21 protein-coding genes are annotated in these 22,993 nt (G+C 69.7%); 10 read left to right on the top strand and 11 right to left on the bottom strand.

Going from position 1 to position 22,993, the window contains the following annotated elements:
- Positions 1-63: 63 nt before the first annotated feature.
- Positions 64-1,329, bottom strand: coding sequence for a hypothetical protein (locus tag BN39_RS21255; RefSeq protein ID WP_019204471.1), 1,266 nt, complete (start codon positions 1,327-1,329; stop codon positions 64-66).
- Between the two features lie 100 nt (positions 1,330-1,429).
- Here BN39_RS21255 and BN39_RS21250 point away from each other — a divergent pair, with 100 nt between their 5' ends.
- Positions 1,430-2,845 (top strand): FGGY family carbohydrate kinase, encoded by a 1,416-nt coding sequence (locus tag BN39_RS21250; RefSeq protein WP_019204470.1) that lies wholly within the window; start codon positions 1,430-1,432, stop codon positions 2,843-2,845.
- A gap of 3 nt (positions 2,846-2,848) precedes the next feature.
- On the opposite strand, the gene BN39_RS21245 is transcribed toward BN39_RS21250, so the two are convergent.
- Complete coding sequence (locus BN39_RS21245; RefSeq protein ID WP_019204469.1) at positions 2,849-4,324, bottom strand: mannitol dehydrogenase family protein; 1,476 nt, start codon at positions 4,322-4,324, stop codon at positions 2,849-2,851.
- Positions 4,321-5,343 (bottom strand): NAD(P)-dependent alcohol dehydrogenase, encoded by a 1,023-nt coding sequence (locus tag BN39_RS21240; RefSeq protein ID WP_019204468.1) that lies wholly within the window; start codon positions 5,341-5,343, stop codon positions 4,321-4,323. The genes BN39_RS21245 and BN39_RS21240 overlap by 4 nt, the downstream gene beginning before the upstream one ends.
- 106 nt (positions 5,344-5,449) lie before the next feature.
- On the opposite strand from BN39_RS21240, the gene BN39_RS21235 reads away from it, so the two are divergent.
- The 5 genes from BN39_RS21235 to BN39_RS21215 are packed head-to-tail and all read left to right on the top strand — an operon-like array spanning position 5,450 to position 10,760.
- Complete coding sequence (locus BN39_RS21235) at positions 5,450-6,439, top strand: sugar-binding transcriptional regulator (protein ID WP_019204467.1); 990 nt, start codon at positions 5,450-5,452, stop codon at positions 6,437-6,439.
- A gap of 23 nt (positions 6,440-6,462) precedes the next feature.
- Entirely contained in the window at positions 6,463-7,797 is a 1,335-nt protein-coding gene (locus tag BN39_RS21230; protein ID WP_040769088.1) for a sugar ABC transporter substrate-binding protein, read from the top strand.
- Positions 7,798-7,802: 5 nt separating this feature from the next.
- A complete protein-coding gene (locus BN39_RS21225; protein ID WP_040769086.1) occupies positions 7,803-8,759 on the top strand; it encodes a carbohydrate ABC transporter permease in 957 nt (318 codons plus the stop codon).
- Positions 8,759-9,625 carry a carbohydrate ABC transporter permease gene (locus BN39_RS21220; protein WP_019204464.1) on the top strand — a complete coding sequence of 289 codons (867 nt, stop codon included), beginning with the start codon at positions 8,759-8,761 and terminating at the stop codon, positions 9,623-9,625. Before BN39_RS21225 ends, BN39_RS21220 begins: the two co-directional genes overlap by 1 nt.
- A 31-nt stretch (positions 9,626-9,656) precedes the next feature.
- The gene (locus BN39_RS21215) at positions 9,657-10,760 is read left to right on the top strand and encodes an ABC transporter ATP-binding protein (protein ID WP_019204463.1); all 1,104 of its coding nucleotides are present in this window, start codon (positions 9,657-9,659) and stop codon (positions 10,758-10,760) included.
- 72 nt (positions 10,761-10,832) lie between these two features.
- Here BN39_RS21215 and rpsA read toward each other — a convergent pair whose 3' ends face one another.
- Positions 10,833-12,311 (bottom strand): 30S ribosomal protein S1, encoded by a 1,479-nt coding sequence (gene rpsA, locus BN39_RS21210; RefSeq protein ID WP_019204462.1) that lies wholly within the window; start codon positions 12,309-12,311, stop codon positions 10,833-10,835.
- A gap of 130 nt (positions 12,312-12,441) precedes the next feature.
- Here rpsA and BN39_RS21205 point away from each other — a divergent pair, with 130 nt between their 5' ends.
- The 3 genes from BN39_RS21205 to BN39_RS21195 all read left to right on the top strand — a co-directional run bounded on the left by BN39_RS21205 (position 12,442) and on the right by BN39_RS21195 (position 14,244).
- Positions 12,442-13,251 carry a class I SAM-dependent methyltransferase gene (locus BN39_RS21205; RefSeq protein ID WP_040768798.1) on the top strand — a complete coding sequence of 270 codons (810 nt, stop codon included), beginning with the start codon at positions 12,442-12,444 and terminating at the stop codon, positions 13,249-13,251.
- A 220-nt stretch (positions 13,252-13,471) separates the two neighbouring features.
- On the top strand, positions 13,472-13,828 hold the full coding sequence (locus tag BN39_RS21200; protein WP_019204460.1) for a hemophore-related protein: 357 nt from the start codon (positions 13,472-13,474) through the stop codon (positions 13,826-13,828).
- 23 nt (positions 13,829-13,851) lie between these two features.
- Positions 13,852-14,244: a hypothetical protein gene (locus BN39_RS21195; RefSeq protein WP_019204459.1), complete on the top strand. Its 393-nt coding sequence runs from the start codon at positions 13,852-13,854 to the stop codon at positions 14,242-14,244.
- Positions 14,245-14,269: 25 nt separating this feature from the next.
- On the opposite strand, the gene BN39_RS21190 is transcribed toward BN39_RS21195, so the two are convergent.
- The 3 genes from BN39_RS21190 to BN39_RS21180 form a co-directional block, all read right to left on the bottom strand.
- Positions 14,270-14,722, bottom strand: a complete 453-nt coding sequence (locus BN39_RS21190) for a helix-turn-helix domain-containing protein (RefSeq protein ID WP_081586246.1) — start codon at positions 14,720-14,722, stop codon at positions 14,270-14,272.
- A gap of 112 nt (positions 14,723-14,834) precedes the next feature.
- Positions 14,835-15,437: an HAD family hydrolase gene (locus BN39_RS22895; RefSeq protein WP_019204457.1), complete on the bottom strand. Its 603-nt coding sequence runs from the start codon at positions 15,435-15,437 to the stop codon at positions 14,835-14,837.
- A gap of 53 nt (positions 15,438-15,490) precedes the next feature.
- The gene (locus BN39_RS21180) at positions 15,491-16,435 is read right to left on the bottom strand and encodes a GlxA family transcriptional regulator (protein WP_019204456.1); all 945 of its coding nucleotides are present in this window, start codon (positions 16,433-16,435) and stop codon (positions 15,491-15,493) included.
- A gap of 134 nt (positions 16,436-16,569) precedes the next feature.
- Here BN39_RS21180 and BN39_RS21175 point away from each other — a divergent pair, with 134 nt between their 5' ends.
- A complete protein-coding gene (locus BN39_RS21175; protein WP_019204455.1) occupies positions 16,570-17,205 on the top strand; it encodes an isochorismatase family protein in 636 nt (211 codons plus the stop codon).
- 93 nt (positions 17,206-17,298) lie between these two features.
- Here BN39_RS21175 and polA read toward each other — a convergent pair whose 3' ends face one another.
- The 4 genes from polA to BN39_RS21155 all read right to left on the bottom strand — a co-directional run bounded on the left by polA (position 17,299) and on the right by BN39_RS21155 (position 22,930).
- Entirely contained in the window at positions 17,299-20,067 is a 2,769-nt protein-coding gene (gene polA / locus BN39_RS21170; RefSeq protein ID WP_019204454.1) for a DNA polymerase I, read from the bottom strand.
- A gap of 35 nt (positions 20,068-20,102) precedes the next feature.
- The gene (locus BN39_RS21165) at positions 20,103-20,537 is read right to left on the bottom strand and encodes a hypothetical protein (protein WP_019204453.1); all 435 of its coding nucleotides are present in this window, start codon (positions 20,535-20,537) and stop codon (positions 20,103-20,105) included.
- 3 nt (positions 20,538-20,540) lie between these two features.
- A complete protein-coding gene (locus tag BN39_RS21160) occupies positions 20,541-21,638 on the bottom strand; it encodes a hypothetical protein (protein ID WP_019204452.1) in 1,098 nt (365 codons plus the stop codon).
- A 140-nt stretch (positions 21,639-21,778) separates the two neighbouring features.
- On the bottom strand, positions 21,779-22,930 hold the full coding sequence (locus BN39_RS21155) for an SPFH domain-containing protein (RefSeq protein ID WP_019204451.1): 1,152 nt from the start codon (positions 22,928-22,930) through the stop codon (positions 21,779-21,781).
- Positions 22,931-22,993: the final 63 nt, after the last annotated feature.

The following is a 22,993-nucleotide window of genomic DNA, read 5'->3' as shown; positions in this document are numbered from 1 at the left end:
ACCCACGAACCTACCGGCGTGGGTCGCCCCGCACGGCGAATCGGGCGGGGCGATCCGCGTGGGTCAGGACTTCGCCCCCGGGACGCCGGTGAGCTCGTCGGGCGCGTGCTCGAGGGTGCCGCGCTTGACCTCGTTGCCGCTGGGCACGTCGATCGCGACGATCGACTTCGTGGCCGGGTCGGTGACGTAGGCGGTCGAGCCCTGGACGTACACCTCGGGACGCGGGACCTGCCACTCCGCGTCCTCGACCCACGGGCCGGTCACCTTGACCTCGCGGGTGACGGCGCCGGTGTTCGGATCCAGGATGCGGAGCACCCCGTCGGTGCCCAGGACGAGGGCCTCGCCGAACTGGCCCCGGGCCAACGAGCGGAAGCTGTAGGAGGCGGGCAGATCCACCAGCTTGAGCTGTCCGGAGGCGGTGTCGAGCAGGCTCACTCGAGTCGGTCGCTCGGGTTCGGCGGCCTTGTCCACCTTGTAGTCGCCGAGCACGACCCGGTGAGCCTCGGTGGCCGCGATGTTGCCGATCCGCGCGTACCCCGGCGTGGGGGAAGCAGTCTTGGTGATCTCGTTGCCGCGCACCGTGAGGATGCCGTCCTCGCAGCCGAAGACGGTCACCCCGCCCTCCGCGGTCCCTTCGCCGTGTACGGCGGGGCACTGCTCGTTCTTGGCGATCTCCTTGTGCTCCTTGTCCAGGATCGCCACCCCGGTCCTCGTCTTCTCGTCGCCGATCGTCACCAGGAGCGAGCCGTCCGCCCGCTGTGCGGCGACGCCGTGGTGCGGTTTCGGTGCGGTGTACACCGAACGGGGTGCGTCGGCCTCGGCGATCCTGTCCGTCGGAATGGACGTCGCCGTTCCCTCCCCGTCGGACCACAGCACCGTCGTCCCGTCGTGCGGCACGACGTGGCCCGGCTCCGGCGCATCGATCCGAACGTCGGTCTTGCGCGGCTGCGCCGAGTAGAAGTGCTGGTGATCGCCGTGCGGAACAGACCAGGCGCCCGTATCGACGAGGGTGAATCCGTCGTCCTCCGAGACGAACACGTGGCGACCGTCGCCCGCGGGGTTCACGCGGAGGTAGCCCTTCGCGGGGAAGTCCGCGAGCGTGGCGAACGTCGCGGCGTCCAGGATCTGGACTCCGCCCTCGTAGGCGTAGGCGAGGCGAGCGGCGGGCCGTCGTTCCTCGGTCGCGCCCTCGGGGGTGTCGGCGTCGGAGCCCGCCGCCCGGGAAGCGCTGCCGGACGGTGCCGCGCCGTCGTCGGTCGCGCCACCGCAGCCGGCGGCGAGGAGAGCTGCGGCGAGCAGCGGGATTGCGATACGTCGGTGGGTCGTCATGGGAGATGTCTAGCGAGTGGTGAAAATCATTGTCAAAAAGCCGCATGTCTACTCGTGCATATGCACCCGGTGCGGGGCGCGCTTTGGAACAATCGCGCTCATGCCGCTCGTCGCCGGAATCGATTCGTCCACACAGTCGTGCAAGGTGGTGGTGTGCGACGCCGACACCGGCGAGGTCGTGCGGACCGGGTCCGCGGTTCACCCGCCGGGTACCGAGGTGCCGCCCGCGGCGTGGTGGGAGGCGCTGGGCATCGCGGCGCGGTCCGCCGGCGGCCTCGCCGACGTGGCCGCCGCATCGGTGGGCGCACAGCAGCACGGGATGGTCTGCCTGGACTCCGGTGACGGAGTGGTCCGAGACGCGCTGCTGTGGAACGACACCCGATCCGCGCCCGCCGCCGCGCAGTTGGTCGCCGATCTCGGCGGAGCACAGCAGTGGGCCGACGCGGTGGGGGTGGTTCCCGTGGCCGCGTTCACCGCGGCCAAACTGCGCTGGCTCGCCGACGCCGAGCCCGCGCACGCGGATGCCACCTCCACGGTGTGCCTCCCGCACGACTGGCTGACGTGGCGGCTCGCCGGGGGCGGCCCGGAGGCACTCGTCACGGACGCCTCGGACGCCTCCGGCACCGGCTATTTCAGCGCCGCCACCGGCGAATACCGAACGGACCTCCTGGAACTCGCGTTCCGCGGCCGCACGCCTCGGCTGCCGCGCGTGCTGCGGCCGTCCGAATCGATTCCCGTCACCGAACTCGACGGTCCGCTGCGCCCCGGCACGCTGCTGGGCGCGGGCGCCGGGGACAACGCGGGCGCCGCCCTGGGGCTCGACGCGCGGCCGGGCGACTGCATCGTCTCCCTCGGCACGTCCGGGGTGGTGAGCGCGGTGACGGATTCGGCGCCGCGCGACCCGTCGGGCATCGTGGCCGGATTCGCCGATGCCACCGGGCATCAGCTGCCGCTCGTGTGCACCCTGAACGGCGCTCCGGTGCTGTCGGCGACCGCCCGGATGCTGGGCGTGGACCTCGACGAGTTCGCCCGCCTGGCGCTGACCGCTCCGCCGGGCGCGGAGGGCCTGACAGTGGTCCCGTTCTTCGCCGGCGAGCGCTCCCCGAACCTGCCGGACGCCACCGGCGCCTTCCACGGGCTCACGAGCGAGAACCTCACCCCGGCGAACATCGCCCGGGCGGCGGTGGAGGGCCTGCTGTGCTCGCTCGTGTACTGCATGGACGCCATTGCGGCGCAGGGCACCTGGGTGCGGCGGATCATCGTCGTGGGCGGCGGCGCGCGCTCGTCCGCGGTCCGTGCCGTGGCGCCGTCGGTGTTCGGGCGCGATGTGGACTTCCTGGCCGACGGCGAGTACGTGGCCCGGGGCGCCGCGCGCCAGGCGGCCTGGGCGCTCGCGGGCGGCCAGGAGCCGCCCGCATGGGAACGCCCCGCGGCGCAGACCTTCTCGGCGGCGCCGACGCCCGAGGTCTACGCCCGCTACCGGTCGGCGGCGGAGTCCGTACTGAACCGGCCCTGACCGTCAGCGGGCGAGCAGCTCCCGCAGCGTCTCCCGGGCGCCGCGCGCCCGGAGCGAGGCCAGCGCCGCGGCGTACGGTTCGGCGAACTCCCGTCGGGAGGCCAGGTCGCGGAACAGTTCAGGATCGGCCACGAAGGCGAGCGGCTCGGTGCGAGAGCGTTCGGCGCGCGCCGCGAGATCGTCGGCCAGCCTGTCCGCGATGACGATCGGGGCCCCCGCGTCGTCGCGCCCTTCGGAGCAGCGGGTCCACGCGGCCACGACCGCGGCCGCGAGCGGCGCGGAGGCGCCTGCGGCGAGCCGCTCGGTGATCACGGGGACGAGCCACTTCGGAATCCGATCGGAGGCGTCCTGGCAGAGGCGGGCGACGGTGTCCGCGATCGCGGGATTCGAGAACCGGTCGAGCAGCGTCTCGACGTAATCGTCGAGATCGATCCCCGGCACGGACCGTAGGGTGGGCCTGCCCTCGTCGTTCATATAGCGCCGCAACAACTCCCGGATATCCGGGTCCTGCGCCGCGTCGTGCACGTACTCGTAGCCGAGCAACCGGGCGAAGTGCCCCAGCGCCTGGTGTCCGGCGTTGAGCAGGCGCAGCTTCATCAGCTCGTAGGGCGCCACGTCGTCGACCACCTGCACGCCCACCGTCTCGAGGGCGGGCCGGCCGGCGGAGAACGCGTCTTCGAGGACCCACTGGGTGAACGGTTCCGCCACCACCGGCCAGAGGTCGTCGACGCCCGTGCGTTCGGCGACCTCGGCCCGGAGGGATTCCGGTGTGGCGGGGGTGATCCGGTCGACCATGGAGCTCGGGAAGCTCACCTCGGCCTCGATCCAGTCGGCGAGCGCGGGATCGGCCAGGCGTGCGAAGGCGAGGAAGGTCTCGCGCGCGACCTCGCCGTTGCCCTGGATGTTGTCGCAGGACATCACCGTGAACGCCGGTAGGCCGCGGTCGCGGCGCCGACGGAGCCCTTCGGTGACGTACCCGAAAACGGTTCCGGGCGCGGCGCCCGCGCGGAGGTCCGCGACCACGGCGGGGTTCGCCGCGTCGAACTCGCCGGTGCTGGGCGAGAAGTTGTACCCGCCCTCGGTCACTGTGAGCGACACGATGCGCACCTCGGGCGCGGCGAGCCGCTCGACGACGGCCTCCGGATCATCGGGCCCGTACAGGTAGTCGACGATCGAGCCGACGACGGACGTGTCCACGGCACCGTCGGGATGTTTGAGGGTGAGCGTGAAGAGACCGTCCTGCGGCACCAGCGCGTCCCGCATCGCTGCATCGGCGGGGCGCACCCCGATCCCGCAGATGCCCCAGTCCCCCGCCGCGGCGTCGGCGGCGAGCAGCCTGTCAAGATACATGGCCTGATGCGCGCGGTGGAACCCACCGACACCGAAGTGCACGATCCCGGCGCGAACGCCGCGGGATCGGTACTCGGGGACGGGGATCGACGTGGGCAGGGCCGATGCGCGGAGCGGCTGGACGGTCATGCGTCCTCCTCGTGTTCGGTGGCGGCGCCGGGAACGACGACCGCTTTGATGGTGCCGGGAATGCGGTCGGCGTTGAGCGCGGCTTCGGTCTCGGCGAGCCCGAACCGAGCGGTCACCATGTCGTCCAGCCGGATCCGGCCGGACGCGGCGAGAGCGATCGCGGCGGGCCACGTGTTGGCGTAGCGGAACACACCGGTGAGGATCAGCTCGCGGTTCTGGATCAGCGGGACCGGCATCTCGACGGCGTCCGCACCCATCCCGACGAGCACCACCCGGCCGCCCGCGCGGACCGCGCCGAGCCCCGACCGGATCGCCGCCGGCGCACCGGACGCGTCGATGAAGGCGTCGAATCCGGCTCCGGGATCCTCCCCCGCGTCCGGCGCCGCGGTCGCACCGAATCGCAGCGCCGCCTCCCGGCGACCGGCGTCCAGGTCCGTGACCACGACCCGGGTGGCGCCCGCGGCGGACGCCACCTGCGCGCACAACAGCCCGATCGGCCCGGCGCCCGCGATGAGCACCGATCCGCCCAGCCCGATGCCCGCCTTCCGCACGGAGGCGATGCCGACGGACAGGGGCTCGAACAACGCCGCCGCCTCATCGCTCACCGTGTCCGGGATCGCGTGTGCGAAGGCAGCCCCGATCGTGACGTACTCGGCGAGCGCACCGTCGACCGGCGGAGTTCCGTAGAAGCGCATCGCCGGGCACAGGTTGTACTCGCCGCGCAGCGTCTCGGCACTGTCCGGGTCCGGGCGCTGGGGCTCGATGGACACGCGCTCGCCGATCCGGCCCGACGGGACGCCCTCCCCGACGGCGACGATCGTCCCCGAGGCCTCGTGGCCGAGCACGATCGGGCCCATGACCACGTGGTCGCCGATCCGGCCGTGGCGCAGGTAGTGGGTATCGGAGCCGCAGACTCCCACGGCGGCGACGCGGATCAGCACATCCCCCGCGGCGGGCGAAGGAACGGAGCGATCCTCGCAGGTCAGCGAGAGATCCGGATGAAGGACGGCGGCGCGCATCGTGGCCGGTATCGAAAAAAGTGTGGCCTGGGTCATACTTCGATGCTAGCGTAGTGAGCAGAATCACGCAGCATGCGCATATGCTCACCGATCGACGGAGCACCGGATGGAATCCCCGCAGCGCAGCGCCACCGAGAGCGGCCACGACCTGCGCCTCCTCGTGCGCGCCGCCACGATGTACCACCTCGAGGGCCTCACACAGGCGCAGATCGCGGAGCGTCTCGGCGTCTCCCGCCCCACCGCTGGCCGGCTCGTGGCCCGGGCCCGCGCACAGGGCCTCGTGCGGGTCACCGTCTCCGCTCCCGACCACCTCGCGGGCTCGATCCACCCCGAGGCCGAGGCGGACCTGGAGCGTGTGTTCGGCCTCTCCGAGGCGCTCATCATCGACGACACGGCGGACGGCACGCGTTCCGGCGACGCCGCGCTGGGCCGTGCGGGAGCGGCGGTACTGTCCCGTCGCCTGCAGCCCACGGACACGCTCGGCTTCACCTGGGGGCCGGAACAGGTGGCCGTGGCGGACGCGACGGGCGGAGTCGGACGCTGCGCCCGCGTGGTCCAGATGGACGGCTCGATGACCTCCGTCGAGTACCACACCGGTGTCGACCACGCTCTCGCGCTGTTCTCCGAGCGCCTCGGCGCTCGGCCGGTACGGCTGGTGGCTCCCCTGTTCGCCGATCCGGACACCGTGCGTGCTCTGGCCCGCGACTCGATCGTGTCGCGGGCACTCGAGGCGGCGCGGTCCGCCGACGTGATGCTCTTCGGCGTCGGCTCGGTGTCGACGTCCACCACCCTGTTCGAGGGCGCCTACATCGACGCGACGGTCCTCGACGAACTGCGCGCGCTGGGTGCGGTCGGCGAGATCGGCGGCCGGTTCTACGACGACCACGGGACGGCCGTCGAATCCAGCCTGGTCGAGCGGACGGTCTCCGTTCCCCTCGACGACGTCCGGGCCTGCCCGGCGTCCATCCTCATCTCCGGCGGGGAACACCGCCGGGAATCGATCCTCGGGGCCCTCCGCGGCGGGTACGCGACCGTTCTGGTCACCGATCACCCCACCGCGACGTGGCTCCTCCGACAACAGGAGGCGAATCGGTGATCCGCAGATCATCAACCCGGCGCCTGCTCGGCGCGGCGGCGGCCCTCACCGCCCTCGCCGTCGGCGCCACCGGCTGTTCCGGTGCGGGCGCGCTGTCCGGCGGAGGCGGTTCCTCCGTCACCGTCGCGATGGTCTCGAACTCGCAGATGACCGACGCCGTGAGTCTGGCGCCGGAGTTCGAGCGCGCCAACCCCGGCGTCCGGCTCAAGTTCATCACGCTGTCCGAGAACGAGGCTCGCGCCAAGATCACGGCATCGGTGTCCACCGGCGGCGGAGAGTTCGACGTCGTCATGATCAGCAACTACGAGACCCGGATGTGGGCGGAGAACGGCTGGCTGGCCAACCTGTCCCCGTACATGGATGCGGACTCCGGGTACGACGCGGGAGACTTCATCCCCACGCTGCGCGAGGCGCTCTCGTACAACGGCGGCATGTACTCGGCGCCGTTCTACGGCGAATCCTCGTTCCTCATGTACAACAAACGCCTGTTCGCGGCCAACGGGATCCAGCTCCCCGCCGAGCCGACGTGGCCGGAGGTGGCGGACGCCGCGGCCAAGCTGAACAGCCGGGACGTCGCCGGAATCTGTCTGCGCGGCAAGCCCGGATGGGGTGAGGTGCTCGCTCCGCTCGACACCGTGATCAACGCGTACGGCGGTCGCTGGTTCGACGAGGAGTGGAACGCGCAGTTGAACTCGCCCGAGGTGGCCGCCGCGGTGAAGTTCTACGTGGACACGGTGCGCCGGTACGGCGAGGCGGGCGCCGCGTCGACCGGGTTCCAGGAATGCGGAAACCTGTTGGCGCAGGGCCAAGCCGCGATGTGGTACGACTCCACCGCAGCCGTGTCCTCCCTGGAGAGCCGCGAGACCTCGACCATCGCGGGCGACGTGGGCTACCTGCCGGCGCCGAAGATGGCCAAGGGCGGCAACGGCTGGTTGTACACCTGGTCGCTGGGTATCCCGTCCAGCAGTGAACGCAAGGGCGACGCCTGGAAGTTCATCTCCTGGATGACCGACAAGAAGTACATCGAGCACGTCGCGGAGAAGCTCGGCCCGAGCCACGTCCCACCGGGCAGCCGGATGTCGACGTACGAGCTCCCCGCGTACAAGGAGATCTCCGGCCCGTTCGGTAAGCCGACCCTCGACGCGATGCTCGCCGCCGATCAGGGCCGCCCCACGGTGCAGCCCGTGCCCTACACCGGCATCCAGTTCCTGGCCATCCCCGAGTTCCAGGACCTGGGGACGCGCGTCAGCCAGCAGATCAGTGCCGCCATCGCGGGGCAGATCTCGGTCGAGGACGCGCTCACCCAATCCCAGAAGTACGCCGAAGTCGTCGGCAAGAGCTATCAGAGGAAGGGGTGATCGCCATGACCGCCGCAACATCGGTCTCCCCGGCTTCCGAGGGCCCGCGCACCGCGCCGATCCGATCCAAGCGCGACACCGTGTCCCGCGCCGAGGGATGGCGCCGCCGGGGCCCCCTGCTGCCCGCATTGATCTTCATGCTCGTGGTCACGCAGGTGCCGTTCGTGTTCACGCTGTACTACTCGACGCAGTCGTGGAACCTGGTGCGGCCCGGTTCACGCGAATTCGCCGGGCTGTCCAACTATGTGGAGGTCTTCCGTGACAGTCAGTTCTGGACCGTCACCCTCAACACGGTCCTGCTGATCGTGGGCACCGTGATCATCTCGGTGCTGCTGGGCCTCGCGTTCGCACTGCTGCTGGACCGGAAGTTCTTGGGCCGCGGCGTGGTCCGCACGCTGCTCATCACCCCGTTCCTGGTGACCCCGGTCGCCTCGGCGCTGCTGTGGAAGACCAGCCTGCTGTCGCCCACCAACGGCCTCGTCAACTGGGCGTTGGGTCCGCTGGGAATCCACGTCGACTGGCTCAGCGAGTTCCCGCTGGCATCGGTGATCGCCGAACTGGTGTGGCAGTGGACGCCGTTCATGATGCTGCTGATCCTGGCAGGACTGCAGTCCATGCCCCGCGACATCGCCGAGGCGGCCCGGGTGGACGGCGCCACCAGCGTGCGGCTGTTCCGGGAGATCACGCTGCCGCACCTGCGCCGCTTCATCGAGCTCGGTTCGGTGCTGGGCGCGATCTACCTGGTCAACACGTTCGACGCGGTCTACATGATGACGTCGGGCGGGCCCGGCGTGGCGAGTTCGAACCTCCCCTACTACATCTACCAACGCGCGTTCCTCGGCTTCGACATCGGTCAGGCCGCCGCCATGGGCGTGGTGACGGTGGTCGGCACGATCGCAGTGTCCACCGTCGCGATCCGGTTGATCTTCAAGAGTTTCAGTGCAGGACAGGAGGCGGCGTGATGACCGCGACAAGCACAGCACCCGCTACGGCGGGCACCGTCGTAGCGCGGCGTAACCGCGATCCCAAGGGCGGTGCGCTCACCGCCCTCACGTGGATCATCGCCGTGGGCTTCTTCTTCCCCGTGCTGTGGATGGTGCTCACCGCGTTCAAACAGGAGAGCCAGGCCGCGACCAAGCCGCCCACGTTCTTCTTCGTCCCCACCCTGGACCAGTTCCGCGCCGTCTTCGACGCCGGCATCGGGACGCCGCTGCTCAATTCGGTTTTCGCGACGGTCGTCTCGACGCTGCTCGTGCTGATGCTGGGCATCCCGGCGGCGTTCGCGCTGTCCCTGCGGCCGGTCCGCAAGACGCAGGACGCCCTGTTCTTCTTCATCAGCACCAAGATGCTGCCGATCGTCGCCGCGATCATCCCGCTGTACGTGATCGTCGGCAGGATCGGCATGCTCGACAACATCTGGACCCTGGTGATCCTGTACACCGCGATGAACCTGCCGATCGCGGTGTGGATGATGCGCTCGTTCTTCCTCGAGGTTCCCGGCGAGCTGCTCGAAGCGGCGAGCATGGACGGTGCGAGTCTGTGGACGTCGGTGCGCGAGGTGATCCTCCCGATCATCTCCCCCGGCATCGCCGCGACCGCGCTGATCTGCGTGATCTTCTCGTGGAACGAGTTCTTCTTCGCCGTGAACCTCACCGCGGTCAACGCGCAGACGACCCCCGTGGCCCTCACCGGCTTCATGTCGGGTCAGGGCCTGTTCTGGGCGAAGCTGTCCGCCGCCTCCGTGCTGGTGGCACTGCCCGTCGTCATCGCCGGATGGGTCGCCCAGAACAAGCTGGTGCGCGGCCTTTCCTTCGGCGCCATCAAGTAGACCGACCGAGATCATCAGGAGAGCAAGAGAAATGGCTTCCATCACCTACGAGGACGCGTGCTGCGTCTACCCCGGCGCCGACAAGCTGGCCGTCGACTCGCTGAACCTGGACATCGCCGACGGCGAGTTCGTGGTCCTGGTCGGCCCCTCGGGCTCCGGGAAGTCCACCGCGCTGCGGATGCTGGCCGGACTGGAGGAGATCGACTCGGGCGCCATCTCGATCGGCGGCCGCAGCATGGTGGGCGTGGCCCCCAAGGACCGCGACATCGCGATGGTGTTCCAGAACTACGCGCTGTACCCGAACAAGACGGTGGGCGAGAACATGGGATTCGCCCTGAAGATGCGCGGCGTCCCCGTGGCGGAGCGCACCGCGAAGGTCGCGGACGCCGCGAAGTTGCTCGACCTCACCGAGTACCTGGACCGCAAGCCCGCCAACCTGTCCGGCGGGCAGCGGCAGCGGGTGGCCATGGGCCGCGCCATCGTGCGCGAGCCACAGGTGTTCTGCATGGACGAGCCGCTGTCGAACCTGGACGCGAAGCTGCGGGTGCAGACCCGGACCCAGATCGCGGCGCTGCAGCGGCGGCTCGGCACGACCACCGTCTACGTCACGCACGACCAGGTCGAGGCCATGACGATGGGTGACCGGGTCGCGGTGCTCAAGTTCGGGCAACTGCAGCAGTTCGCCTCCCCGGCCGAGCTGTACGACCGCCCGCGCAACGCCTTCGTCGCCGGATTCATCGGATCCCCCGCCATGAACCTCTTCACGGCACCGGTGTCCGACGGCGCGATCGCGGTGGGCGGCGGCACCGTCGACCTGGACGACGACACCGCGGCCCTGCTCCGCGGAACCGGCCTGTCGAGGGTCACCGTGGGGATCCGCCCCGAGAGCCTGGCCCTGGCCGACGCGGAGGGCGTCTCGTCGGAGGTCGCGCTCCTGGAGGACCTGGGCAGCGATACGTTCCTCTACGCGGGCCTCAAGGACCCCGACGTCACGACGCTCGACGGGACGCCGGTGACTCTCGTGGCGCGGTGCCCGCGGCGCACCCCCGCACGGATCGGCGACGGTGTGCGGTTGCGTCAGACGGACCGCGCCGTGCACCTCTTCGATCCCGAGTCGGGCGAGCGCCTGAACTGACCGCGGAACGGGGAACGCCCCGCATCCCGATGATCGGGATGCGGGGCGTTCCTACGCTGCGCGGAAGGCGAATCAGGCGTTGCCCGACAGCTTCTCGCGGAGAGCAGCGAGCTGCGCGTCGCTGGCCAGCGAGCCGCCGGCGCTCTGCGTGGACTCGGTGCGCTCGGCGTTGGTCTCGCTCGAGTAGTTCGCGCCACCCGAAGCGGCGGGACCACCGGCAGCGGCCTCGGCGGCCTCGTCGGCGGCGAACTTCTCCATCTGCGCGGTGTGCATCTTGTGGCGACGCTCCGCCTCGGCGTAGCGGCCCTCCCACTCCTCGCGCTGCTTGTCGAAGCCCTCGAGCCACTCGTTGGTCTCGGGATCGAAGCCCTCGGGGAAGATGTACTCGCCGTTCTCGTCGTAGCTGTCGGCCATGCCGTACTTCGACGGGTCGAACTCCTCGGTGTAGTCCTCGTTGGCCTGCTTGAGGCTCAGCGAGATACGACGACGCTCGAGGTCGATGTCGATGACCTTGACCATCGCATCGTCGCCGACCGAGACGACCTGGTCCGGAACCTCGACGTGGCGCTCGGCCAGCTCCGAGATGTGGACGAGGCCCTCGATGCCCTCCTCGACGCGGACGAACGCGCCGAACGGGACGAGCTTGGTGACCTTGCCGGGCACGATCTGGCCGATGGCGTGGGTCCGGGCGAACTGGCGCCACGGATCCTCCTGGGTCGCCTTGAGCGACAGCGAGACGCGCTCGCGGTCCAGGTCGACGTCGAGGACCTCGACGGTGACCTCGTCGCCCACGGTGACCACCTCGGACGGGTGATCGATGTGCTTCCAGGACAGCTCGGAGACGTGCACCAGGCCGTCGACGCCGCCCAGGTCCACGAAGGCACCGAAGTTGACGATGGAGGACACGACGCCCTTGCGGACCTGCCCCTTCTGCAGCTGGTGCAGGAACTCGCTGCGGACCTCGGACTGGGTCTGCTCGAGCCACGCACGGCGCGACAGGACCACGTTGTTGCGGTTCTTGTCGAGCTCGATGATCTTGGCCTCGATCTCCTTGCCGATGTACGGCTGGAGGTCGCGCACGCGACGCATCTCGACCAGCGAAGCCGGGAGGAAGCCGCGGAGGCCGATGTCCAGGATCAGACCACCCTTGACCACCTCGATGACGGTGCCCTTGACGGCCTCGTCCTTCTCCTTGAGCTCCTCGATCGTGCCCCAGGCGCGCTCGTACTGCGCACGCTTCTTGGACAGGATCAGACGGCCTTCCTTGTCCTCCTTGGTGAGGACGAGGGCCTCGACGGCATCGCCGACGTTGACGACCTCGGACGGGTCGACGTCGTGCTTGATGCTCAGTTCGCGGGACGGGATGACGCCTTCGGTCTTGTAACCGATGTCGAGGAGGACCTCGTCACGGTCGACCTTGACGATGGTGCCCTCGACGATGTCGCCATCGTTGAAGTACTTGATCGTCGCGTCGATCGCAGCGAGGAAGTCTTCCGCGGAGCCGATGTCGTTGACGGCGACCTGCGGGGACGTAACAGTAGAGGTGGGCATTGGGTAAATTGCTCCGGACAAGGTGCTCGTAGTTGGGTCGAGATCGCGTGCGCATGGGCACACGCGTGCCCCAGGCTACTCCGCCGGGTGCTAGCTGGGCAAACCGCCCTCCCGAGAGAGGTTCAGGCCGATGACCTATCGACCGAAACCGGACATGCGCAACGACAGCGCCGGCTCCGAGGCCGCCAATCGGTCGTGGTGGGACTCCGACGCGGAGGCGTACCACGAGGAGCACGCGGCGTTCCTCGGCGTCGACACCGCTGACGGTGACTTCGTCTGGTGCCCCGAGGGCGTCCGCGAGTCCGAGGCCGGGCTGCTGGGCGACATCGGACCGGGCACCGTCGCCTTGGAGATCGGATGCGGCAGCGCGCCGTGCTCGCGCTGGCTCGCCGCGCAGGGCGCCTCCGTCGTGGGACTCGACATCTCGGCCGGGATGCTCCGGCGCGGCCTTCCGCACGTCCGGCACGGGATCCCGCTCCTGGTCCAGGCCGGCGCGGAGAACCTGCCGGTGGCCGACGGCACCGTCGACGTGGTGTGCTCCGCGTTCGGCGCGATCCCGTTCGTCGCGGATCCGGCGCGGGTCATGGCCGAGGCGGCGCGGGTGCTGCGGCCGGGCGGCCGCCTCGTGTTCTCGATCAATCACCCGATGCGGTGGATCTTCCTGGACGATCCCGGGCCGGACGGCCTGGTCGCGACCCTGTCGTACTTCGACCGGTCGCCGTACGTCGAGACGGATGCCGACGGGACGCCCACCTACGTCGAGCACCACCGCACCGTCGGCGATCGGGTCCGGGACGTCGTGAGCGCCGGCCTGCGCCTCGTCGACATCGTCGAGCCCGAGTGGCCCGAGGACTTCGAGGAGCAGTGGGGCCAATGGAGCCCGCTGCGCGGGGCGATCTTCCCGGGCACCGCGATCTTCTGCTGCGAGAAGCCGCGATAGCGCGAAGAACGGGCGAAGGCGCGTGAAAACGCAGGCCCGACCGGGGATCGAGCAGGTCGAGGCCATCTGCAAGTCGAGCCGGTACCCGGGTACCCCTTGACTACCACCCGGTTCCCTTTGCCCGGCGACGTCCTGTTGTTGTTCATACGAACCCGGTATTCTCGCTCGGGCAGTCGTCATCCCTCACCACATCGAGGCGGCCGCAGAGAAGGAGAGTGTCATGATTCGCACGCGCATCATCGCTGGAGCGGCGGCCGTGGCGGCCGCCGGCCTGACCCTCGCCCCCGCAGTGGCCTCCGCCGCGCCGACCGACAAGGTCGCCGGCACCAACTGCACGGTCGCTCAGGTCGAGCGCGCCACCCAGGTGATCGCCCCCGAGGCCATCGCCGTCATGAACGGAACCCCGGGCGGCCGCGCGAACGCCGAGAAGGTTCTCGCCGCCCCGCCCAAGGAGCGCGAGAAGCTGATCGCCGAGCTCGCCAAGGACAACCCCGCCGCGGCCTCGTATTACAAGGCCAACCGCGCCCAGGTCGACGCGAAGATCGCCAAGGTCATCGCCGAGTGCCACAAGTACTGACACACCACCGAAAGGCCCGCACAATGACCTTCCGTCGTTTCGCCGCGACCACCGCCGTTCTCGGAGCGTTCGCTCTCGTCGGTGCTCCCATCGCCGCCGCGGCTCCCAGCCCCGCGCCGAAGCCCGCCGACAAGAACTCGGTGCGCGCCGTGCCCGGTACCAAGTGCAACGTCGGACAGCTGCGGGCCTCGATCGACCGCTCGTCCCCCGGCCTCGTGCAGAAGCTCGAGCAGGCCGCCGGCGGCCCCAAGGAGTTCGCCGACATCGCCACCTCGGACCCGCTCACCCGTCAGTTCCGGGTCGCCGGCCTCGCGTTCCAGCAGTCCGGTGTCGGCTTCAGCCTGCTGAACGATCAGGCGAACGTGGAGCGGGCGGTCTCCGACGCGTACCGCAACTGCGCGAGCGCCAAGAAGTAGTCCAGCGGCAGGGCTCCGGCCCGCCTCACTCCGCGCCGACGCCCTCGGGAACGGCCGTCTCGACCGGATCGGGAGCGGCCGCCCCGGGGGCGTCGTGCGTGGACACCTCGAACGCGTCGTGGGTGGCCACGTACACGACGGGCCCCATACCGGCGCGCACGGCCGATTCGACGGCGCCGGCCGACTCCTCGGACTCCTGTTCCGATGACCGCATCTGCACGCAGACCCCGACGTCCGGCAGGAGGAACGAAGGGGCGACACTGAGCGCCGCCGCCAGCCGGTAGACGGTGGACATGTGCGGGTCCGCGTACCGCTCGTTCGAGCTGACGTTGCGCTCGATGTTCGAGATCTGGTTCCGGTGCATTCCGGCGAGCTGCGCGAGCCGCTCCTGCGAGTACCCACGCGCTTTGCGCAGCACGACGAGTCGGCGCGCGAGGGCGTGGCCGTACGTCTCCCAGTCGATCTCCGGACCGCTCATCAGCATTACGCTGTCGCAAAGTCGGCCCGTTGTCTGCCCTATATGTTGTGTTGCAATCGCACAGTTCAAAATGGGCAGGTCAGAGGGCTCGCGAAACTCCGACGGGAGCCGTTTACACCAACTCTGGTAGCAGTGCTACCACCTCGGCCAGGTCGTCGACGGCGCACCGTGCTCCGGCCGCCGTCAACGCGTCGCGCCCGAACTCGCCGGTCGTGACGCCGATGAACGGGCACCCGGCGGCCTTCGCGGCCGCCGCGTCCTCGACGTGGTCGCCGAGGTAGGCGCGCACATCCTCGAAGCGCAACAGCGCCTCGCCCTTGCGGGCGCCGAAGTGCCCGCCGACCACGGTGGTGACGTCCAGTCCGGCATCCGCGACGGCCCGCTCCGCCGCGGCCTGCTGCTTGGCCGATACGACGACGGACCGACCGCCGCGCTCGCGTATCGCTTCGAGGAGCTCGTGCGCGCCGGCGAGCACCGGCACCGGCGTCGTCTCATCGGTGTCGTAGTGGCCGCGGTAGCGCGCCAGGAAGGCCACCGGATCGATCTCCGGCACCAGGTGCACCGCGACGTCGTCGATCGGGACACCCATGTGGGGCAGCAGCAGTTCGTCGGCCACCGAATGGCCGAGGTCGGCGAACGACCGCTGGGCCGCGGTGAGGATCCGCTGCCGGGAATCGATGAGCGTGAGGTCCAGGTCGAATCCGATGGTGAACACGACCGTCCACGCTACCGATCCGCGACGCCGGTACCGCGCCCGAGGCCCGTGGATCACGACGGTTCGGTGAACCGGTGCCGGTACGACGTGGGCGTGGTGGAGTACTGGCGCACGAAGTTCTGCCGGAACGTCACGGTGCTCGCGAATCCGCACTCCCGAGAAATGCGGTCGATGCTCCAGGCGGTGTTCTCGAGGAGCCTGCGCGACTCGTCGAGCCGGCGGCGCAGGACCCACCTGGCAGGGCTGACACCCGCGCTCTCCTGGAATCTCCGCGCGAAGTTCCGGGGGCTCATGCCGGCTCGTTCCGCGAGACTCTCGACGGTGAGCGGCGCGTCCAGGTTGGCCAGCGCCCACGTCGTCACCTCCCCTATCGGTCCGTCACCGGCGGCCGGGACGGGGCGGTCGATGTACTGGGCCTGATCGCCGTCGCGGTGCGGCGCGATGACGAGGTAGCGCGCGAGGGCGGTCGCCGCCGTCGATCCGATCCGCGTTCGCACGATGTGCAGACAGGCGTCCAGCGCGGAAGCGGTCCCGGCGGAGGTCAGCACGTCGCCGTGGTCCACATAGAGGCCTTCCGCCCGGACAGCGACCCGCGGATACCTCTGCGCGAGTTCGACTTCGGACGCCCAGTGGGTGGTGACCGTACGACCGTCGAGGATTCCGGAAGCCGCGACGGGGAAGGCTCCGAGACAGAGGCCCGCGATCATCGCGCTCCGCGCGTGGGCGGCCCGAATCTCCTCGACGAGATCGACATCCGCATCGGGCAGATCGGTGGGCCAGGAGGGGAAGACGAGCAGGTCCGCCTCGCGCGCCGCCGATCCGTCCGCGGTGTCGATCGTGACCCCGTCCGCGCCACGCACGGGGCCGCCCTCCGCGCTCCAGATGCGCACGGTCCAGTCCGGCGCGAGCCCGAGTCTGTCGACCTCGCCGAAAGTGATGAGGGGAGTAGAGAGGTGGAACATCGAGATGCCCTCGAAGGCGTGTACAGCGATGCGCACGGTGTTGTCCTGAATCCATCGAAGATAGTCATTTCTGCCACTCACGGTACCCCGCGGAGTGGAGCCACGATGGACACCGAGCGGATCCGATTCACACCGCCGCCCCAGAAACCCGATGCACAGGAGCAGATTCCATGACGCACCCCCGACGCGCACTCGTCGTGATCGACGTTCAGAACGAGTACTTCGATGCCGACCGGCCGCTGGCCGTGGCATACCCTCCCCGCGACGATTCGCTCAAGCGGGTGCTCTCCGCGATGGACGCCGCATACGACGCCGGCGTACCCGTGGTCACCGTCGCGCACGTGTGGCCCGAGGGCTCTCCCGTGTTCGCAGAGGGATCCGAAGGTGCCCGCCTGCACCCCGAGGTGGAGGCGCGAACAGCTGTCGTGGCAAACCATGTGGTGAAGCGGCAATCGAGCGTGTTCGCTGCCGACGGTCTGCAGGAATGGTTGCGCGAGAACGGCATCGACACCGTCACCCTGGTCGGCTACATGACCAACAACTGCGTCCTCGCAAGCGCGGCGGGCGCCGAGACCGAGGGCCTGGCGGTCGAGGTCCTCTCGGACGCCACCGGAGCCGTCCACCTCGCGAACGCCGCAGGCAGCGCCTCGGCACAGCAGATCCACGAGACGCTCCTGGTGCTGCTCGCCTCCAACTGGGCCGCGGTCGCCGACACCCACGCATGGATCTCGGCAATCGGTACGGGCAGCGCACTGGAGAAGAGCGACCTCGTGTCCTCGGCTCTCCAGGGACGGTCCGAGCACTGATCACGACGAAAGCCCCTACGCGATCGGGCGATACGGACCGTCCCGCCAGATGTCGACCCTGCTGCCGCATTCATTCATGTCGCCGCAGGGTGGTCAGTGCGCGGCGTCGTCCCAGCTGCGGCCGTAGCCCACGGACACCTCCAGCGGGACCGAGAGCTCGGCGGCGTGGCCCATGGTCTCGCGGACCAGCTTCTCCAGTTGGTCCTTCTCCCCGGCGGCCACCTCGAGCACGAGCTCGTCGTGCACCTGCAGCAGCATCCGGGACCGCAGGCCCGCATCGCGGATCGCCTCGTCGAGCCGGATCATGGCCACCTTGATGATGTCGGCGGCACTGCCCTGGATCGGCGCGTTGAGCGCCATCCGCTCCGCGGCCTCACGCCGCATCCGATTGGTCGACGTGAGGTCCGGCAGGTACCGGCGGCGGCCGTAGATGGTCTCGGTGTACTCGTTGCGGGTGGCCTCGACCACCACGTCCTGCAGATAGTCCCGGACGCCGCCGAACCGGGAGAAGTACGCCTCCATCTGGTCCTTCGCCTCGTCGCGCGAGATCTTCAGCTGCGCGGCCAGACCGAAGGCGGACAGCCCGTACGCGAGGCCGTACGACATGGCCTTGACCCGCCGCCGCATATCGGGCGTCACCTCGTCGATCGGCACGCCAAACGCTCTGGACCCGACGTAGTTGTGCAGGTCCTCACCGGTTTTGAAGGCCTCGATGAGTCCCTCGTCGTTCGACAGGTGCGCCATGATGCGCATCTCGATCTGGCTGTAGTCCGCCGTCATCAGCGTCTCGTAGCCCTCGCCCGCGACGAAGGCGTGCCGGATCTGCCGGCCCGCCTCGGTACGCACCGGGATGTTCTGCAGGTTCGGATCCGTCGACGACAGCCGTCCCGTGGCGGCGACGGTCTGGTTGAACGTGGAGTGGATCCGCCCGTCCGAGGCGACGGACTTGAGCAGGCCCTCGACGGTGACCTTGAGCCGCGTCGCGTCCCGGTGTTCGAGCAGGTGCTGCAGGAACGGGTGCGGCTCCTTCTCGTACAGCGCCTCCAGCGCGGCCGCGTCGGTCGTGTAGCCGGTCTTCGTCTTCTTCGTCTTCGGCAGGCCGAGCTTGTCGAACAGGATCACCTGCAGCTGCTTCGGCGAGCCCAGGTTGATCTGCTCCCCGATCTCCTCGAACGCCGACGCCTCCGCGGCGCGGATCCGCTCGCTGAACTCGCTGTGCAGCGATTCGAGGTGATCCGTGTCGATCGCGATACCGGTGCTCTCCATGACGTCGAGCACCTTCAGCAACGGCAGTTCCATCTCCGCGAGCAGCGGGCCCGATTCGATCTTGGCGAGCTCCTCGTCGAGAGCGGCTGCGAGATCCACGACGGCGCGGGCGCGCAGGATCTGCTCGCGGGCCTTCTCCGCAGCGGTGTCGTCCGGGTCGTCCAGCAGCGACAGCTGCGAGTCGTCCGTGCCGCCCGGCGCGTCGATCCGGAGCTCGCGGTGCAGGTACCGCACGGAGAGATCGTCCAGGTTGAAGCTGCGCTGGCCGGGCCGCACCAGGTAGGCGGCGATCGACGTGTCCGAGGTGAGGCCGCCGAGGCGCCAGCCGCGGCTCTCCAGCGCGTGCATCGCCCACTTGGCCTCGTGCACCGCCTTGGGCTGCTCCGCGTCGGCGAGCCACGCGCCGAGGGCGGCCTCGTCCTCCGGACCGAGGCCGGACAGCTCGAAGTACCCGCCCTCCCCGTCGGGCGCCGCGACGACGACGGCCTCGGCGTCACCGTCGAACACGACCCCGGGACCGACCACCCCGAGCCCGGACCGCTCCCCGGACGCGCCGTGCTCGGCGATCCATTCCGCGACCGTGCCGGGGGCGACGATGCCGCCGGAGATCTCGAAGCCCTCGTCGGCCTCGGGCTCCGAACTGGCCAGCTCGGTGAAGATCCGGTCCCGGAGCACGCGGAACTCCAGATCGTCGAAGAGCTGGTGGATCGCCTCGCGGTTCCACGGCTGCAGCGCGAGGTCCTGCGGCGTGTAGGGCAGCGTCATGTCCCGGACCATCTCGGTGATCTGGCGGTTCAGCTGGACCGTGGCCAGGTTCTCGCGCAGCGAGTCCCCCACCTTGCCCTTCACCTTGTCGACGTTCTCGACGAGCCCCTCGAGATCGCCGTACTCCCGGATCCACTTGGCCGCCGTCTTCTCGCCCACGCCGGGGATGCCGGGGAGGTTGTCCGACGGGTCGCCGCGCAGCGCCGCGTAGTCCGGGTACTGGGACGGAGTGAGGCCGTACTTGGTCTCCACCTCCTCCGGCGTGAACCGCGTGAGGTCCGAGACGCCCTTGCGGGGGTAGAGCACGGTCACGTTCTCGTTGACCAGCTGCAACGCGTCCCGGTCGCCCGTGACGATGAGCACCTTGAAGCCCTGCTCCTGCGCCTGCGTGGTCATCGTGGCGATGATGTCGTCGGCCTCGTAGCCCTCTTGCGCCATCACCGGGATCCCCATCGCGGTGAGCACGTCCTTGACGACGTCCACCTGGCCGCGGAAGTCGTCCGGGGCGGAGGAGCGCTGCGCCTTGTACTCGGGGTACATCTCGGCACGGAAGGTCTGCCGGGACACGTCGAACGCGGCGGCGACGTATCCGGGCGCCTCATCGCCGAGGATCTTGATGAGCATCGACGTGAAGCCGTAGACCGCGTTGGTCGGTTGCCCCGACTTGGTGCGGAACCGCCCGCCGTCGAGCGGCAGCGCGAAGAACGCGCGGAACGCCATCGAGTGCCCGTCGATGAGCAGCATGGTGGGCTTCTCGCCCGCCTCCCCGGGCGAACCGGCCGCCGATGCTGAGGTGGGCGCGACGGTGGACGGGGAGTTCGCAGAAGTCACACCGGCAGTCTAGTGATCTCCACCGACAGGTTTCGTCAGGTCGCCGAGGGCGGCAGCTTCGGCCGCACGACCACGGTCTCCGCGATCCGTCGCTCGAGGTCCGAGACGTCGGCGGTGGCCGACTCCAGCGCCGGCCCCTTCTCCGTCTCCGGGAGCGACGCGATCGTCACGAGTCGGTCGTCCAGTTCCTGCGCGGCGACGGTGAGCGTCACCTGCGCGTCGAGCTGCGCCGCCGTCAGGGCACCCGCGGGCTGCTCGAACGCGAGCAGCGACTTCCGGATCCGGCGGTGCAGCCGTGCCTCGGGCACGTGCGAGCCCGACCACGCGATCGGGGCGCGCGACGGGAAGGGCATCGCCGCCTCAGCCTGCTGCTGTTTGCGGCTGTTCCGCACCAGGGCCACGGCGAAGGCCGTCGCCCCGAGGACCGCGAGCACCACGACGATCAACAGGACCACGATCAACCACGGCATGTCTCACCCTCCTCGCGTCTGCATGTAGAGGTATACCCCCAGCGCGACGAGAAGGACACCGGCGAGCACCGCCATCGTGATCTTGATCGCGCTCCAGGGGCGCTGGCCCTGGACCTCGCCGGTGATCCCGTTGACGAACACCTGGAAGGGTTTGTCGGCGAAGGTCACGGTGAGCAGCCACACGGGCATCAGCAGGTAGACGAAGTCGATCGATTGGAAGACGGGATTCATCCGGCTGATCCGCTGCTCGTCGCCGCCGATGTCGCGGCGCACGGTGTTCTCGACGATGCCCTCGATGCGCGGCCGGGCCTGGCGCTCGAAGACCTGGCCCGCGTCACCGTCGTAGGTGCGCGCCAGGTGGCCGGCGACGAACTCGGGGGTGTACGCGACGGCGTGCTCAGCCGGCCACGGTTCGAGTTCGCGCACCCGCGGCTCGTCGAGCCCCAGGTTGGCGCACTCCGTGAGGTGCCGGATGCTGTCGTGCACGCGGCCGCTGACGGGCCACCAGTCGGTGTAGGTCTGGATGTTGCCGTCGCGGTCCCTGCGCGTGCGGTGCACGCCGCGGGAGCCCGAGTAGTCGGTGGTGACTTCGGCGTCGTAGCTGTAGTACGAGAGGTAGACGCTGGTGAAGGATCCCAGCACGCGGTACTTCTTGAACTCCCGCGGCGCGAACCAGCGGCTGTTGACCCACGCCTCGATGTTGGTGCGCGCCTGGTCCTGCCCCACTCGCAGCGGGAGGATGCCGTCGACGGGCAGCCGCGCGGGCGCGACCTGGATGTCGGTGCGCTGGATCGGGGTGTTGCAGTAGGGGCAGCGCGTCGCGGTGAGGGTGCCCGCGAAAAGCGTGTGCCCACCGCAGTTCTGGCACACCACCTCGTGGTCCACGACCCGCGGTGCGGAGGATCGTCGTGCCTGCTCGTGCAGCGCGTCCATCGTGGGCTCGAGCGGGTGCGACGTGATGTACCGCTCGCCGTCGAGGACCACCGGGTACGTGCTGCCGCAACTGGGAGACCGCAGCTCCCCCAGAGCCGGGTCGTAGACCAGCGCGTCGCCGCAGTTGGCACACGGGTAGGTACGGGTCTGCTCGGTGGGCTGGACCATCGCGCGATCGTTCGCCGACGGTGCCGGCGACATCGCGGGCACGGCGGGCGGCGCCGGCCTGGTCGGGAGCGGCGGGGGCGCGGGCGGGCGCTGTTCGGCGGGCGGGCGGCGCGGCCCCTCCGGCAGCGGGGGCGGCACCGTCATCGCGGAGGCAGGGGCGGCGGGGTGGGGCCGAACAGCGAGGAGAGGGCGGGCACCTGCCCGGCCGGTGTCCACGCGGGCAGCGCCGGAGACCAGACCAGGGTCTGCGGCGTGAGGTCCATGCCGCGCAGTTGGTCGACGGGAAACGGGCCGGCCGCCTGCCCGTTCCGCTCGACGTGGAACACCTCGGCGCCCGGCAGCGGTGGCGGCACGGCCTGCCCCTGCGGCGGAGAGGCCTGCTGTGCCTGGGGGTTCGGCGCGCCCTGCCGGCTCTGGAAGTTCTGCGCGAACTGCTGCCCCATCGCCATGCCCATGCCCGCGCCCAGGAACTGGCCGGCTCCGCCGCCGCCCTCGTTGGTGGCGGCGCCGAGCATCGAGTCCGCTGCCCGGCCCTGTTGGAAGCGGTTCATGTCGCCGACGTTGCCGTAGTAGCCCTTCTCCTCCACGCCGCGCGCGACTCCGCGGGTCATGGCGGTGGTGATCTCGTCGGGCAACGAGATGTTCATCTCGACGGCTTCGCACGCGAGCCCGTACTGCTGCTGGATCTTGGACTGGACGTACTCCTGCAGTTTCGCGGCCAGTTCGCGCTGGCGGCCCTGCAGATCGATCGCGCCGACGCCGGTCTCGAGCAGCATCTCGGAGAACGCCGTCGCGATGGTGCGGCGCAGCAGTTCGGCGATCTCGTCGGAGTCGACATTGGAGTCGGTGCCGATCACCTGGCGCAGGAACGTGGGCGGGTCCACGACGCGAACCACGCAGAGCCCGTTGGCGCGCACCTGGACCATGCCGAAGTCGTTGTCCCGGATGGTGACAGGATTCGGTGTTCCCCACCGGAGATCGGTGATGGGCCGGGTGTTGACGAAGTACACCTCGCTGCGGAACGGACTCTTGAACCCGTGCGGCCAGCCCTGCAGGGTGGACATGATCGGCATGTTCTCCGAGACCAGCGTGTAGCCACCTGGCCCGTACTGATCCGCGAGCTGCCCGCGGTAGACGAACATCGCCTGCTGCCCCTCGCGGACGATCAGCTGTGCGCCGCTCTTGATCTCGTTGTTGTAGCGCGGGAAGCGCCACGCCATCGTGGAGCGGTCGTCCTCGAGCCACTCGATGATGTCGACCAGCTCGCCACGGACCTTGTCCATGATCCCCATGTGTATCCCCTCGGTTCGCGGGTGTCTGATTCCACGATAGCCAGAGCGCTTGGCGCCGGCTGG

The organism is Tsukamurella sp. 1534, assembly GCF_000312385.1.
GTDB lineage: Bacteria > Actinomycetota > Actinomycetes > Mycobacteriales > Mycobacteriaceae > Tsukamurella.
The sequence above is the reverse complement of the archived record's forward strand: the minus strand, read 5'-3'. Positions and strand labels throughout refer to the sequence as shown.

Bases quoted from the DNA above. Each gene is read 5' to 3' on its own strand.
- BN39_RS21255 (WP_019204471.1), bottom strand. From the start codon at position 1,329: ATGACGACCCACCGACGTATCGCAATCCCGCTGCTCGCCGCAGCTCTC.
- BN39_RS21250 (WP_019204470.1), top strand. From the start codon at position 1,430: ATGCCGCTCGTCGCCGGAATCGATTCGTCCACACAGTCGTGCAAGGTG.
- BN39_RS21245 (WP_019204469.1), bottom strand. From the start codon at position 4,324: ATGACCGTCCAGCCGCTCCGCGCATCGGCCCTGCCCACGTCGATCCCC.
- BN39_RS21240 (WP_019204468.1), bottom strand. From the start codon at position 5,343: ATGCGCGCCGCCGTCCTTCATCCGGATCTCTCGCTGACCTGCGAGGAT.
- BN39_RS21235 (WP_019204467.1), top strand. From the start codon at position 5,450: ATGGAATCCCCGCAGCGCAGCGCCACCGAGAGCGGCCACGACCTGCGC.
- BN39_RS21225 (WP_040769086.1), top strand. From the start codon at position 7,803: ATGACCGCCGCAACATCGGTCTCCCCGGCTTCCGAGGGCCCGCGCACC.
- BN39_RS21220 (WP_019204464.1), top strand. From the start codon at position 8,759: ATGACCGCGACAAGCACAGCACCCGCTACGGCGGGCACCGTCGTAGCG.
- BN39_RS21215 (WP_019204463.1), top strand. From the start codon at position 9,657: ATGGCTTCCATCACCTACGAGGACGCGTGCTGCGTCTACCCCGGCGCC.
- rpsA (WP_019204462.1), bottom strand. From the start codon at position 12,311: ATGCCCACCTCTACTGTTACGTCCCCGCAGGTCGCCGTCAACGACATC.
- BN39_RS21205 (WP_040768798.1), top strand. From the start codon at position 12,442: ATGACCTATCGACCGAAACCGGACATGCGCAACGACAGCGCCGGCTCC.
- BN39_RS21200 (WP_019204460.1), top strand. From the start codon at position 13,472: ATGATTCGCACGCGCATCATCGCTGGAGCGGCGGCCGTGGCGGCCGCC.
- BN39_RS21195 (WP_019204459.1), top strand. From the start codon at position 13,852: ATGACCTTCCGTCGTTTCGCCGCGACCACCGCCGTTCTCGGAGCGTTC.
- BN39_RS21190 (WP_081586246.1), bottom strand. From the start codon at position 14,722: ATGAGCGGTCCGGAGATCGACTGGGAGACGTACGGCCACGCCCTCGCG.
- BN39_RS21175 (WP_019204455.1), top strand. From the start codon at position 16,570: ATGACGCACCCCCGACGCGCACTCGTCGTGATCGACGTTCAGAACGAG.
- BN39_RS21165 (WP_019204453.1), bottom strand. From the start codon at position 20,537: ATGCCGTGGTTGATCGTGGTCCTGTTGATCGTCGTGGTGCTCGCGGTC.
- BN39_RS21160 (WP_019204452.1), bottom strand. From the start codon at position 21,638: ATGGTCCAGCCCACCGAGCAGACCCGTACCTACCCGTGTGCCAACTGC.
- BN39_RS21155 (WP_019204451.1), bottom strand. From the start codon at position 22,930: ATGGGGATCATGGACAAGGTCCGTGGCGAGCTGGTCGACATCATCGAG.